Source organism: Paenibacillus xylaniclasticus, from assembly GCF_004001065.1.
In the GTDB taxonomy this organism is placed as follows: Bacteria; Bacillota; Bacilli; order Paenibacillales; family Paenibacillaceae; genus Paenibacillus_T; species Paenibacillus_T xylaniclasticus.
In genome coordinates this window covers 56,152-69,087 of record NZ_BIML01000008.1, presented here as the reverse complement: position 1 = coordinate 69,087, position 12,936 = coordinate 56,152, and the positions used below count along the sequence as shown (strand labels likewise).

At 51.3% G+C, this 12,936-nt stretch carries 18 protein-coding genes; 11 read left to right on the top strand and 7 right to left on the bottom strand.

The genetic code is table 11. The annotated features are described in order from the left end of the window. Positions 1 to 122 precede the first annotated feature (122 nt). The 3 genes from PXY01_RS11885 (at position 123) to PXY01_RS11880 (ending at position 2,190) form a co-directional block, all read left to right on the top strand. Positions 123 to 1,415, top strand: a complete 1,293-nt coding sequence (locus PXY01_RS11885; RefSeq protein ID WP_127570147.1) for an MFS transporter — start codon at positions 123 to 125, stop codon at positions 1,413 to 1,415. A gap of 110 nt (positions 1,416 to 1,525) precedes the next feature. Continuing rightward, entirely contained in the window at positions 1,526 to 1,648 is a 123-nt protein-coding gene (locus PXY01_RS23065) for a hypothetical protein (RefSeq protein WP_262385096.1), read from the top strand. A gap of 170 nt (positions 1,649 to 1,818) precedes the next feature. Further along, the gene (locus PXY01_RS11880; protein WP_127570145.1) at positions 1,819 to 2,190 is read left to right on the top strand and encodes a DNA primase; all 372 of its coding nucleotides are present in this window, start codon (positions 1,819 to 1,821) and stop codon (positions 2,188 to 2,190) included. A gap of 112 nt (positions 2,191 to 2,302) precedes the next feature. Here PXY01_RS11880 and PXY01_RS11875 read toward each other — a convergent pair whose 3' ends face one another. Together PXY01_RS11875 and cyoE are read right to left on the bottom strand one after the other, a co-directional pair. Beyond that, the gene (locus tag PXY01_RS11875; RefSeq protein WP_127570143.1) at positions 2,303 to 2,935 is read right to left on the bottom strand and encodes an SCO family protein; all 633 of its coding nucleotides are present in this window, start codon (positions 2,933 to 2,935) and stop codon (positions 2,303 to 2,305) included. Positions 2,936 to 2,960: 25 nt separating this feature from the next. After that, the gene (cyoE, locus tag PXY01_RS11870) at positions 2,961 to 3,842 is read right to left on the bottom strand and encodes a heme o synthase (protein ID WP_127570141.1); all 882 of its coding nucleotides are present in this window, start codon (positions 3,840 to 3,842) and stop codon (positions 2,961 to 2,963) included. Between the two features lie 236 nt (positions 3,843 to 4,078). Between cyoE and PXY01_RS11865 the strand changes: the two genes are divergently transcribed. Both PXY01_RS11865 and gerQ read left to right on the top strand, forming a co-directional pair. Continuing rightward, positions 4,079 to 4,501, top strand: coding sequence for a cell wall hydrolase (locus PXY01_RS11865; RefSeq protein WP_127570140.1), 423 nt, complete (start codon positions 4,079 to 4,081; stop codon positions 4,499 to 4,501). A 40-nt stretch (positions 4,502 to 4,541) separates the two neighbouring features. After that, on the top strand, positions 4,542 to 5,159 hold the full coding sequence (gene gerQ / locus PXY01_RS11860) for a spore coat protein GerQ (protein ID WP_127570138.1): 618 nt from the start codon (positions 4,542 to 4,544) through the stop codon (positions 5,157 to 5,159). Here the strand turns inward: gerQ and PXY01_RS11855 are convergent. Next, positions 5,156 to 5,458 (bottom strand): hypothetical protein, encoded by a 303-nt coding sequence (locus tag PXY01_RS11855; RefSeq protein WP_127570136.1) that lies wholly within the window; start codon positions 5,456 to 5,458, stop codon positions 5,156 to 5,158. The genes gerQ and PXY01_RS11855 overlap by 4 nt on opposite strands. 114 nt (positions 5,459 to 5,572) lie before the next feature. Here PXY01_RS11855 and PXY01_RS11850 point away from each other — a divergent pair, with 114 nt between their 5' ends. Further along, a complete protein-coding gene (locus PXY01_RS11850) occupies positions 5,573 to 6,559 on the top strand; it encodes a metal-dependent hydrolase (protein ID WP_127570134.1) in 987 nt (328 codons plus the stop codon). Between the two features lie 117 nt (positions 6,560 to 6,676). Here PXY01_RS11850 and PXY01_RS11845 read toward each other — a convergent pair whose 3' ends face one another. Further along, a complete protein-coding gene (locus PXY01_RS11845) occupies positions 6,677 to 6,901 on the bottom strand; it encodes an alpha/beta-type small acid-soluble spore protein (RefSeq protein WP_127534088.1) in 225 nt (74 codons plus the stop codon). 143 nt (positions 6,902 to 7,044) lie between these two features. On the opposite strand from PXY01_RS11845, the gene PXY01_RS11840 reads away from it, so the two are divergent. Beyond that, complete coding sequence (locus PXY01_RS11840; protein ID WP_127570132.1) at positions 7,045 to 7,227, top strand: DUF5325 family protein; 183 nt, start codon at positions 7,045 to 7,047, stop codon at positions 7,225 to 7,227. Positions 7,228 to 7,327: 100 nt separating this feature from the next. On the opposite strand, the gene trpS is transcribed toward PXY01_RS11840, so the two are convergent. Both trpS and PXY01_RS11830 read right to left on the bottom strand, forming a co-directional pair. Next, entirely contained in the window at positions 7,328 to 8,317 is a 990-nt protein-coding gene (trpS, locus tag PXY01_RS11835) for a tryptophan--tRNA ligase (protein ID WP_127570130.1), read from the bottom strand. A 160-nt stretch (positions 8,318 to 8,477) separates the two neighbouring features. Further along, positions 8,478 to 8,663 (bottom strand): hypothetical protein, encoded by a 186-nt coding sequence (locus tag PXY01_RS11830; RefSeq protein WP_127570128.1) that lies wholly within the window; start codon positions 8,661 to 8,663, stop codon positions 8,478 to 8,480. Positions 8,664 to 8,830: 167 nt separating this feature from the next. Here PXY01_RS11830 and PXY01_RS11825 point away from each other — a divergent pair, with 167 nt between their 5' ends. The 3 genes from PXY01_RS11825 (at position 8,831) to PXY01_RS11815 (ending at position 10,914) form a co-directional block, all read left to right on the top strand. Next, entirely contained in the window at positions 8,831 to 9,940 is a 1,110-nt protein-coding gene (locus PXY01_RS11825) for a permease (RefSeq protein ID WP_127570126.1), read from the top strand. A 24-nt stretch (positions 9,941 to 9,964) separates the two neighbouring features. Next, positions 9,965 to 10,438 (top strand): DUF1980 domain-containing protein, encoded by a 474-nt coding sequence (locus PXY01_RS11820; RefSeq protein WP_127570124.1) that lies wholly within the window; start codon positions 9,965 to 9,967, stop codon positions 10,436 to 10,438. Positions 10,439 to 10,695: 257 nt separating this feature from the next. Then, complete coding sequence (locus tag PXY01_RS11815; protein ID WP_127570122.1) at positions 10,696 to 10,914, top strand: alpha/beta-type small acid-soluble spore protein; 219 nt, start codon at positions 10,696 to 10,698, stop codon at positions 10,912 to 10,914. A 78-nt stretch (positions 10,915 to 10,992) separates the two neighbouring features. Here PXY01_RS11815 and PXY01_RS11810 read toward each other — a convergent pair whose 3' ends face one another. Beyond that, positions 10,993 to 11,394 carry an O-methyltransferase gene (locus tag PXY01_RS11810; RefSeq protein ID WP_127570120.1) on the bottom strand — a complete coding sequence of 134 codons (402 nt, stop codon included), beginning with the start codon at positions 11,392 to 11,394 and terminating at the stop codon, positions 10,993 to 10,995. A gap of 240 nt (positions 11,395 to 11,634) precedes the next feature. Here PXY01_RS11810 and PXY01_RS11805 point away from each other — a divergent pair, with 240 nt between their 5' ends. Next, positions 11,635 to 12,891, top strand: a complete 1,257-nt coding sequence (locus PXY01_RS11805) for a methyl-accepting chemotaxis protein (protein ID WP_127570118.1) — start codon at positions 11,635 to 11,637, stop codon at positions 12,889 to 12,891. The last annotated feature ends 45 nt before the right edge of the window (positions 12,892 to 12,936 follow it).

Below are 12,936 nucleotides of genomic sequence, written 5' to 3'. Positions count from 1 at the left end.
TACCCGACGATAGGCCGCTGGTAAACGCACGAGTCTGACACAAGCGGCATAACCCGTCCCCTCGGCGCGTACAAGTTATTATTAAGCGATCATACGCAAGCATACTGAAGGAGGACAAACGTGTGAAGACAGCCGTGTGGCTTTATTTGTTTCTGTTCATCGCTTTTTTTGATCTGCATGCCCAGTATCCGATTCTGACTCCATTCGCTGTCTCCCTTGGCGCCGCTCCGTCATTCATCGGTCTTATGATGGGCATCTACTCCATCACCCATCTGCCTGGCAATCTGATCGCCGGAATCGGCGTCGACCGGTTCGGAAGCCGGCTGTTCATCGTCCTAAGCCTTCTATGCGCCGGAATTATTCTTCTTCTTCAAGCGCAGGTCGTTAATCCGTGGCAGCTGCTCGCACTCCGCTCCGTCAGCGGGTTCGTGCTCGCCTTCCTGTCTCCTGCTTGTATGTCGCTGCTGGCGCGAATTACGACGGACCGGATTAAGCAGGGCAAGCTGATGGCCGGCAATGGGCTGGTCCATACGTTCGCCTCCGTCTTCTCGCCGGCAGCCGGCGCTTTGCTCGTCGCTCAGATCGGCTTCACCCGCGCATTCGAGTATCTCGGCTGGCTTCTCATTACGACGGCGATCTGTGCACTATTCTTTATTCATGAGCGCGATGCCACCCCTCCTATGAAGAACAGCGAGACGCAATCAATGACCGTCGGTATGCCCACTGCTGCTCCTGACGACACCACACTCGAGCAATCAGCCGGACGTCCCCCGCTTGACGCCCATCATCACCCCAGCGGAGGCGGTAAATCAAAGCTGCTGCCCGGCCAATCCGCAGCACAACGGCCGCAAGGACGGGCGCTGCCTTGGGCCGTCTATGTCCTGCCGATAGCAACGAGCTGTGCGCAAGGCATTCTGTCATTCGAGCTGCCTCTCATGGCGGATGCCCACAACGGGACCTCGATCATGACGACAGGCATTTTATTCTCCGTCGTCAGCTTCGGCGCACTCGTGACGCTTAGCATGTTGTTCTTGAACCGCTTCTCTCCTTACATGCGGACGCTATGGGGAGCGGTTATGCTGGCAATACTCTATTTCTTCCTTGCGATTGGACTGCCGCTTCCGCTTGCTTCAATGCTGTTCATGCTTGGAATGGCAAAGGGGATCATATTACCGGCGCTCCCAACGCTGCTCATTGACCTAAGTGCCGGCGAGCGCTACGGGCAGACGTTCTCTCTTCTCTCGATCGCTTATTCAATCGGTGCATTCATCGGACCGATGGCCGCCGGCGTCCTTCGTGACAGCGTCTCGCCCTACTTCCTTGCATTCGTCGCACTCATGGCAGCTGCAGCGATACTGCCATTCCATGGTCCGCGCCGCATCTCTACGACAACCCATTTTTCGTCTTCTAGGTAGATGCACAAGTCGCCCCCTCTTTCCTTACATACACTACAACGTATCACGGAATGGCAGTCGTCACGACGGTACACGTGACCTCCATGAACAGTAAAGGGGTGACAATATAAATGAGCTATGCTGATCCTGTAAAAGGCTGCGGCGGACATGTCGGCGGTCTCTGGACATCCACAGGCGTAATTCTCGTACTGTTCATTCTCCTTGTGATTGTGTTCTCCGGCTGTTTCTGGTAATCACAACCATCCATCAACAGTCCGCTGCGTCAAGCAGCGGACTGTTTGGACTAGATCAGGACGATCACTTACGTAAGCAGCCAGCCTTGCTTTGTTCCCCTTTACCCCGATCTTCTGACGCTAGCATAATAAGGCCGAGGTGGATACAATATAGGTGAGGTGAAGCCGCTATGGATATTGCAATTATCGTTGAAGGCAAGAACGACCGCAGCCGGCTGCGCCGCGTTCTTCAGCCGGACGTCCCCGTTTATTGTACATATGGAACACCAGGCAGCGCGCAATTAGAGATGCTGCGTAAGCAGGTAGGCGATCGGCAGCCGTATTTGTTTATGGATAACGATTCATCCGGACGCCGCATCCGCGGGCTGCTCCGCGACTTGTTCCCCGACGCCGAGCATCTGTACACCCGCCGCGGCTATCCCGGAGTCGAGAGCACGCCGGAGGACTACTTAATCGAGCAACTCGAGAAGGCAGGGCTTGAAGACTACATCGTCTATCCAGATCCAAGCTCCGTCCCATTCAATAAAGAAGACTTCGATTAGCCTTGGCGGCGTAATCGTAATCTCACGTAACATGAAAAAACCGCTGCATTATGATGCCTATGGCGATCATAATGTACAGCGGATAACGTTGTTCCATTCATCATGGATGTGATTATGATTTAAGCGCGGAACGAATATCTTTCATTATGGTGTCTGCAGTCGTAGGCGTGCCGTCATGGTTGCCTTCAATATATTTGCGCACATTGCCTTCTCGGTCGACGAGCACAATCAGATCAAGATGGGCGTACTCATTCGTCTCGGGATCCTTAACGACGAACATATCGTTGAACTGCGTCACAAGCTTGGCAGTCGATTGCTCCTCGCCCCGCAGAAACTTCCAGCCGCTGTAATCGGCATGGAACTTCTCCGAGTACTTCTTAATCGCCTCAGGCGTGTCCCGCTCCGGATCGAATGTGATCGAGTAGAACTCGACGTCGGTTCCGAACTTCCCGTCAGCCTGCAGCTTGTCCTGTACTTGCGACATAAGCTGCGTTGTCGGCGGGCATACGTCCGGACAGTTAGCCCAGTAGAAATATACGAGTCGAACCTTGCCATTCGAGTTGGAAAATTTGACGTCCTCGCCGCTAATCGCATCGGTCATCGTGAAATCAGGCGCTGAATACATAACCGGCAGCTTCTGCGAGCCGTCCGAAGAACCGCCATACGTTAAATACAAATAAATCCCCATTAAGACAACCAATGCTGATACAGCCAACTTGAAAGAATGTTTCAACAAAAACTGCATCGTCCGCTCTCCTCCACACCTTGAATTAGGATACGTGCGTGGTATCCGCCATCATTACGATAAAAATAATCATCAAATAATTAACGGAAATCAAAAAATTAATTTTTGCCCACTTGTCCACATTCCGAGCGCGAAATCCCATGAGTGTCTGAACGAGCCAGCCAGCGCTCAGCAGCGTCGACAGAATGAGGAATACATATCCGACGTGATCGTAAGTATAGAGCAGTATGCCTGTCGGGATAAGCAATGCAATATAGGGAATCATCTGCAGCTTCGTGCGCTCGATTCCTTTTACTACCGGTAGCAGCGGAAAGCCTGCCGCGCGGTACTCCTCGACGCGGCGAATCGCCAGCGACCAGAAGTGCGCAGGCTGCCACAGGAACAGCCAAGCGAACAAAATCCATGCTCCGGCATCAACCGTCTCCGTTACCGCACAATAGCCGATAACAGGCGGCATCGCCCCGGAGATGCCCCCGATCGACGTACTCCACGTCGACGTTCTCTTGAGCCACATCGTATAGATGACGATATAAGTGAATAATCCGATAAGCCCCAAAATGCCGCAAATCGTATTGACGAGCGTAAACAATACGGTCACGCCGACGACACCGAGTACGATCCCGTAAGTGAGCACCGCACCTGGGTTCAGTCTTCCGCTAGGCAGCGCGCGTTCCTGCGTACGGGTCATCTTCTTGTCCAGCTCGCGGTCCCAGTAGTTATTGATCACGCAAGCGCTAGCCATGACCAGCGTTGTCCCAATCAACATAAAGAGCAGCTTCCACCAGTCGAAGCTCCATTTGGAAGCGACCCAGAAGCCCCCGAAGGCAGCAACTACGTTAAGCCGCAATAGTCCCGGCTTCGTTAGCTCTATCCAATCTTTCCACACACAAAAAGCCTCCCGTTCCATTGCAGCAGGCAGCCGACAGACGGCATACCTGATCGAATCGTACTAATCATACAGAAAAATACTAGCATTGACAATGTTCGCACCTGCTGTTCATCAATTTGACACCATCCCATGACGATTTGTCGAACTCGCAGGAGTCCATTCAACATAAACTCCTGCCCATAGTCACCATTCCGCCTGCCGCGCATACGATGGGAATGTAGTTGAAAGCCCAGAAGGAGTGAGCGATTAACGACATGGCGGTCATCAAAGCAAGCACCGAGCATATTAGAATGCTTGCCCGCCTTATGCGAGCGGAGGCGGAAGGTGAAGGAGATCTTGGTATGCTGATGGTAGGCAACGTTGGCGTGAACCGCGTACGCGGCAACTGTCTGGACTTCAAAAATATTCGCTCGATCCCGCAGATGGTATATCAATCGCCCGGCGGCTTCGAGGCGACGCAAAAGAGTTACTTTTACCAGAAGGCACGTGAGAGCGAAGTTAATCTTGCAAAACGCATTATTAACGGCGAGCGTCAGCATCCCGCTTCGAATGCGCTCTGGTTTTTCCGTCCGGCGGGCGGTTGCCCGGGTACTTGGTACAACCAACGGAATACAGGCCGCTTCAAAGCCCACTGCTTCTTCGCTCCTTCGAGTCAAGATTGTCCATCCGTTTATTAAGCAAGGCTAATATTACTTAGGAAAAGCGAGGAATCACAACATGTCTAACGGTTACGGTCACAAACCGGCTGTCAGTCCAGCGTCCCAAGGCGGTTACGGCTACTCATACGGCTTCAGCGCCGCAAGTCCATTTCCGGTTGCCGGCGCCAGCGTATCCGCTCCGACAACAACGACGATGAACGCTTCAATTCCGATGGGCGGTATGCCAATGATGATGCCTACTGTGACTGGATTGCCAGCAATGCCTGGACTGCCCGCTATGCCTGGAGTAACAGCAATGCCTCCGCTTGTCGCGAGCGGCTCCGGTGTTACGCCAATAGGAACGAACATTCCAACTCCGGCATCCGAGGAGTCCTATATCGAGAACATTTTGCGCCTGAACCGCGGCAAGGTTGGTACGTTCTACATGACATACGAGAACAACAGAGAATGGAACGCCAAAATTTTCAAAGGTGTCATCGAAGCTGCTGGCCGCGACCATATTATTATTAGCGATCCTGCTACGGGCATGCGTTACTTGCTGCTCATGCTAAATCTGGACTACGTAACGTTCGACGGGCCGATCAACTACGAGTATCCGTTCGCTGGCGGCAAGGTAACGCAGGCAACGCCAATGACGCAGACACAGAGAGAGCCTCTGTTGACATCAAGCTATTAATGGCGCGAGATGACAGGTACAGCCGGGCGGAACGTCCAGACATGAACTTTCGCCCTTCCCCCCTGTACCCAGTTATCAACCTGCCGCCATGGAGAGCGCTCGCTGCAGCGTTCTCTTTTGATCCGCTCAGCCGCTTCTTCACAATCAGCCGACCAAAGCTCAACGAACAGATTGGGCTGGTCGGTTCCTTCATATACAATAAGAGCATCCGATGATGTCCGGACAAGCTCATTGGATAATGTTAGATACGAATCCCTAAATTCCGGTAATATCCGGTATTCCGCAAAACATATGTACACGGCTCATATTCCTTTCGGCGAACGATTTCATCTTCCGGGTATGATATTGCGCAGGTCGACCGACACTAACGGTACAACGTCCACATTATATCATAACGAAAGGGGAATCCCGACTTGGATACGGGAACGCATCTCGTTATCGGCCTTGGACTGGGCGGCCTAGCAGCTGTTGACCCGGTTATTGCTGGCAATAGTACGGTGCATACTGCAGTGCTGATTGGAACGGTCATCGGCTCGCAGGCTCCTGACTTTGATACACTGTTCCGCTTCAAAGGCAATGCATCGTATATTCGGAACCATCGAGGGGCGTCTCATTCTATCCCGGCCATTGTCGTCTGGACCGCGCTTATTTCCATCGTGCTGCAGCTCTTCTATCGAGGCTCGCTTCCTTGGCTGCATTTGATCGGGTGGGTGCTGCTTTCCGTCTGCGTTCACGTCATAACCGATCTGTTCAACGCATACGGAACGCAAGCGATAAAGCCGTTCTCGAATAAGTGGATTTCTTGGAACATTATCCACATCTTCGACCCGGTCATCTTTACTTCTCACGTAATTGCCATCTCCGTATGGGCGTTCGGTCTCGTCAATCCAGCGATCGTCTTTCCACTTCTATATGGGGTACTCGCTGTATATTATGTGTGGCGTACAACCGTTCATTTTCGGCAGAAGGCGTTGGTGGAATCGCTCGATAAACTTAAAAACGAGGGCGACAAGTATTGGCTCATTCCGACGATTTCGCTTCATGACTGGAACGTTGTGAAGAAGAAGAAGGACGGCAGCTTCGTGATCGGAGATTTGCGAAGCAACCATCTCCGATGGCTCCATCAGGTCAACTGCTCCTCCCATCCAGCCGTCGAGAAATCGAAGAACGACCCATCGATCGCATCGTTCTTGTATATCACCTCTTTCGCCTGCGCCGACGTCAAAGAGCATTCCTGGGGCTATGAGGTCAGATGGAGCGACGTCCGCTACCGGCACCGCAAACAATACCCGTTCGTTGCGGTTCTCATGATGGATAAAGATTTTAAAACGGTAGGCTCATATGTCGGCTGGCTGAGCGACAAGCGGCTTGAGAAACGGCTCCGCATGAATACGTACTGACGTATTGACGCGGGGCCTTTTTTTCTTCACAATTAATTAGTCTGATGTCTGATTAGACCGACAGCGAAAAAGCTCAAGGGGTTGCCCCTGAGCTTCTCGCATGTGTATAATTAAACGTTAGCGATATTGTCCGCCGGACAGCTGCTGCTCAGCAATTTGCACCAATTTTTTCGTAATGTAACCGCCAAGCGAGCCTGCGTCGCGAGTGGAGACATTGCCATAGTAACCGTCAGCTGGAATTTGTACGCCGAGGGATTGCGCCGCCTCCATTTTCAATTGTGCCAGAGCTTGGCTTGCTTGTGGTACCACCAGTTGGTTGCTGCTGCGGGATTGGCTTGCCATAAAGAAAATCTCCTTTCATCCTCTGCACGATGTAATGGGTTGCAAGCTTGCAAAGTTATTATGGCACGGGTCTCGAATATATATGCTTTCCCACAGCAAAATTACATTCATGATTCAACCATCTATGAAGGAGCGTGATTACGTTGTCCAAACCGTTGTCACTATGGTTCGCCGTCTCATCCATTATTCTAATGAGTGCTACCGCCATCATGATCAGCCATAACGGCTGGATCGCCATTCTGCTCGCCCTGCTGACACTGTTCAATGTCGGCTATGGCTTTATTCTCAAAGCGCGCCTGCGCAGACGTGCCGAAGGCCAAGCCTAATCGTTCGTCAATTTCCTGCATCCATTGCAATAAGGGGCTGTCTAGAACGTCAGTTGTCACTGGCTTTCTGGACAGCCCCATCTTTATAGCATGATTCGTCTTATCGTTTCGGAGCGAGGAAGCCCATTAGCTCCTTCGCATCTGCCAGCGTCTTATCTGCAACAACGGAAGCTTTCTCCGCACCTTGCTTCAAGATGTCATGAATTGCACCGGAGCTGCGGATTTCATTATATTTGGCTTGAAGAGGCTCGATGACAGAGACGACCGCCTCGGCCACATCTTTCTTGAACGCGCCATAGCCTTGTCCTTCATACTTGGAAACAATGTCTTCAAGCGACAAGTTGCCGCAATGCGACAAGATGCTCATCAGGTTGCTGATCTCTGGTTTATTCGCTGGGTCATAGATCACTTCGCGACCTGAGTCGGTCGTCGCGCGGCTAATCTTCTTGCGAATGACGTCCGGCGGGTCCAAGAGCGCTATGTAGCTGCCTGGATTCGGATTGCTCTTGCTCATCTTCTTGCTAGCGTCGTCCAGCGACATGATACGGGCGCCGACCTTAGGAATATAAGGCTCAGGCACTTTGAAATAGTTACCGAATCTAGTGTTAAACCGGTGTGCAAGATCGCGCGTCAGCTCCAGATGCTGCTTCTGATCGTCTCCGACCGGTACGAGATCCGCGTTGTAGATCAGAATATCGGCCGCCATCAGTGTCGGATAGACGAACAAGCCGGCGCCGACCGATTCTTTGCCTGCTGATTTGTCCTTGAACTGCGTCATTCTTTCGAGCTCACCCATGTAGGCCAGCGTCGTGAACAGCCAGCCGAGCTCCGAGTGGCCGCGAACATGGGATTGGAGAAATACGCTCGCCTTGGTCGGGTCAATGCCCGCCGCGATGAACAGAGCGGCAACGGCCTCCGACTGCTCGCGCAGCGCTGCAGGCTCCTGCGGAACGGTAATGGCGTGCAGGTCCACGATCATGAAGAAGCATTCTTCCGTCTCATGAAGCTTCACGAAGTTCTGCATTGCACCGATGTAGTTGCCAAGCGTCAGCTGGCCGCTTGGCTGAATGCCGGAAAGTACCCTTTTCATAATAATTCACTCCTCTAATAGTCTACGGATATTAAATCCGGAAAATTGTGCAAAGAACACAAAAAGGCCCCCGCCGCAAGGGACGAGGGACCGTGGTGCCACCCTTATTCGCACGAGTTCAAAGCAACCCTTCCTAGGTTAAGGTCGTTGTTATCGTGCCTTAAATTCCGTAACGGGGAACATCCGGGTCAGCATGGACAAGCAGTTCATTCACCGTCAGCATTGCCGGCTTGCCGCTCGTGTTCCGCTGCCCGCTCACGGATCCATTCGACGTGCGCACTGTACCGGTTCTCACCACCCACCGGTTCTCTGAGAACAGCCACGCCCGCTTACTTGTTCCGATCATCGCGTTTAGCTCGATTATACTCACCGCTTTTCGAATGTCAAGTGCCGATACCTCTGTCCTAAATGTTAAGTCGTCTGCATAGACTGCTATGACAAGCCATTGGTATAGGAATCGAGTAAAACCTGTGGAGCTGCTGCTACCATCCCGAATGAGGGGGAATTCAAATTATGCGGTTATGGCTGCTAAAATGGCTGCCGCCGGCGCTTACTGCCAGCTGTGCAGCCATGATTGCCCTTATCTATGTCAATCGACGAGCGTCGCTGCCCTCCATCGGGTCAGCTGAACTGAATACCTTCACGATGCTGTTTCTCGGCGTCATATTCGAAGCGCTCCCGTTCATGCTGCTTGGTGTCGTTGTATCTGCAATTCTGCAAGTGTTCATCTCGGAGTATGTCATTCGTAAGCTTGCACCGCGCAGCGCCGTTCTCGGCGCAGCGTTCGGCGGGCTGCTCGGATTGCTGTTCCCGCTCTGCGAGTGCGGCATGATTCCGATCGTTCGCCGACTGATCCGCAAAGGAATGCCGGCCTATATCGGCATTACTTATATTTTGGCAGGACCGATTGTTAATCCCGTTGTGTTCGCCTCCACTTACTCCGCATTTCGCGGGCAGCTGCATCTCGTCTACGAACGGATGCTGCTCGGATTCGCCGTCGCGTTCACTGTCGGCCTCATCCTGCACCGATACATGAAAGCCAATCCGCTCAAAGACGCTATACCTCACCCGGCCGGCACTCATAAGCATGATCACCATGACGGACACCATCATAGCCATCATCCTCTTGAACACCAGCAACCTGAACACACGCATAGCCACCACCATCACGATCACGCTCATGCTCATGTGCATGATCGTGGAAAGCAATCGATCGGAAGCCGCCTCGTGTCCACGCTAGGACATGCGTCGGATGAATTTTTCGATATGGGCAAATATTTAATTTTCGGCTCGCTGCTTACTGCTGTCATACAAACCGGGGTCGACCGCTCCTTGCTGAACACTGTCGCCGAAAGCTCCTGGTTCGCCCATCTTTTCATGATGAGTTTCGCTTACTTACTGTCGCTCTGCTCAACATCCGACGCCTTCATTGCCGCTTCATTCAGCAGCATGTTCAGTGCCGGCCCACTGCTTGCTTTTCTCGTTTTCGGTCCGATGATTGATCTGAAAAATACGCTCATGCTCCTATCCGTCTTCAAGCTGCGCATCGTGCTTGCGGTAATCGCGTTCACCGCCGTGCTCGTCTATGTCTCCACCTGGATAGCCGGCGCCTTGCACGGATAAACCAATCTCCTAAGGAGGACTACGATGGACCGCATTCTGGTTCCAACACTGGTTGCTCATTATCTGCTCCGGGCCGCTATGCTGGCGGGCTTTAGTATGCTGATCATTTATTTAAAACACACCGGAGAACTGTCGCTATTCGTGTCATCACGAACCGAGCAAGGGATTAAGCTAACTGCGCTCGGACTAATGGCTTGCGCCTCTTATCAAGCCTTCTCCGCATTTCAAATGCTGTGCGCTCCCAAGCATACCGTCTCCTGCGGCTGCGGGACGTATCACCACGGAGAAGCTCATGCAAGCGATGACGATCATGGGCATAGCCATACGCCGTCCAACTCTTTATTACGCAATCTTATTATCTACAGCCTGTTTGCGCTTCCGCTGCTTCTCGGCTTTGCAGTCCCGCATAAGCCGGTAGACAACACCTTTGCAGCAGAGAAACATATGAACAACGTGGAAAGTTACACTGAACCTGTTCTAAAGCCAAGAAGCCGATAACTCAGCCACGCTGTTTGACTTGATCCCGCGGTCCCAATCTGTACTACAAACCTGTACCCAATTGATGGGTCCAAAATATCGGGTAAAATGGACGAAACTCTTAGTATCCAAAAATTTTATATAAATAAATTTTTGTCTATAAATAGTGTTACTCACATCCGCTTCATAGCTTTGATTAAATCTCAACCCTAATTTTGCATACTTCATTCCTTAATGATCATAATAAAAGTGCAAAGACATAGAGGGAGTGAACAACTATGGCAAGACAATCTCGCAATACACTCGTAGTACCTCAAGCAAGAATGGCGCTCGAACAAATGAAGTTCGAAATCGCTCAAGAGTTAGGCATTCAGCTGCCGCAGGACGGCTATTACGGCAATATGACAACCCGTGAGATCGGCACGATCGGAGGCAATATTACACGCCGCCTTATCCAGCTTGCTCAGGAGCAACTCAGTGGCCAAGCTTATCGATAAATTGTAACCGCCAACAAGAAGGCTGCACGCGCCTTTGCTCGTGCAGCCTTCTTGTTCTTCCATATGGAATTTTGTTCATTAACGATTCCTCTTCGGCGAATACTGAAACAATGATCCCGTATGATTCGCCATATTGTAATTGGATTCGTACAATACGCTAGCCGACCATGTACCCGTACCCGGACGCGTTGCGAAATCGTAACAAATTTCTCCGTGCGTCCAGTTCCGTTTCATCTTCAACGCCTCAATGGCCATTTTACGGAACGATTCAACCTGCTGCGTCGTGAGCCCCTTCTCCGCCGGCTTCAACTCGCCGTTGCGGATCTCGATCGGATGATGCTTAACACCGAACTTCCCTACCGCATTATTCCTGACGTGAATATGAACCGTCCCTGCCGATGCGTTCTTTAATTCTCCCTCCAATTGTCTGAAAACATAGTCTACTTGTCTTGCCAGCGGAATTCCTTCCGGATTAAACACTCGTCTCCCCCCAACTCAGCAATAATTATGATAGGCCTATAATATTCAAGCAGGACCTGAAGAACATTATATGACAAAATTAGGACTATTTCAACAACGTTTGCATTTAATTACTATATTAAATAGACCAAATTTACTATAAGATTAATAGGACTTTCCTCATTTCGACAAGTTCCATAGACCGATATCTACTTTGGTGCTATAATATGTATATTCTAAACATAAAAGGAGCGGTCTTATATGCAGCGTTTCTCCGCATTATCCGTCAGAAACAAGCTTTTAGTCGGCTGCTACTCTATTGTTCTCCTTTTTACCCTTGCCTTACTCATCTTGACTGCCAAAGCAGGAGGGTCCATTGTACTATCCATCTTCGTGTCGATCGTCCTAGCCATCGCGGTACTGCCCATCATTAAACTCATTGAGAATGCAATGAATGAAGCGACTTATGAGCTGCGGTTAGCGGCATCCAGTATCGCGAAGGGAGATTTCTCGCAGCGTGTCGATACGTCCAGCGGTGCGCTCGGCGAGCTTGGCCATTCTTTTAACAGCATGATTGACAAGCTGCGCGACATCATTACCGAGACGGCCAGCATTTCACGGCAGGTCAATGAAACAAGCCTAAGCATATTCGATAAAAACCAAACGATGAAGATTGCGATGGAGCAAGTCGCTGCATCATCCAACGAACTGGCTGTCGGAGCTAACGAAATTTCGTCAGAAGTATCTGATATGACCGATTCGATTCGTGACATTGAAGAAAAAGTAAGCGCTTACGCACATTCTGTCAAAGGAATGAACGAGCGTTCTGAGCTAACTCTCTCTCTCGTGAAGCAGGGAGTGCAAGCCGTCAACAATCAGAAGGAGAGCATGCGCAGCAACGCCGAAGCAACGACCAAAGTATCCGAGACGGTCCGTGAGCTCGCCCGCGATGCAGCCGGCATTACGAAAATTACCCATGCGATCTCAGAGATCGCAGAGCAGACGAATCTGCTCTCGCTGAACGCATCCATCGAGGCCGCCCGCGCAGGCGAGCATGGCAAGGGCTTCGCCGTTGTCGCGCAAGAAGTGCGTAAGCTCGCGGAGGAGGCATCGACGTCGACCAAGGAAGTATTCACGCTAGTAAGAGGCATCGAACACGGTATTAAACAGGCTATTGAGAATATCGTGATCAATGAGCAAGCGGTAGAAGTACAGGCAGAGACGATCGAATCAGCTGAGCGCATATTTGGTGAGATGGCATCCAGCATTGAATTCATTGCTGCTCAAATTGCCCGCTTCTCCGAAGAAAGCGATGCGATGCTTGAGAGTGCGAAGCGAATTTCCTCAGCCATTCAGAATATTTCTGCAATTACTCAGCAGTCAGCTGCGGGCACGGAACAAATGTCAGCATCAATGAACGAGCAAATCAGCCATGTGCAAGCCGTGGTGGCAGAGGCGGAACGAATGATGCAAGGCGCTCAGCAGATGCAGCGCACGATTCAAATCTTCAAGATGTAATGAGTACACTTAAGAGGCCCGGTGAAGCTGGGCCTCTTCGTTATA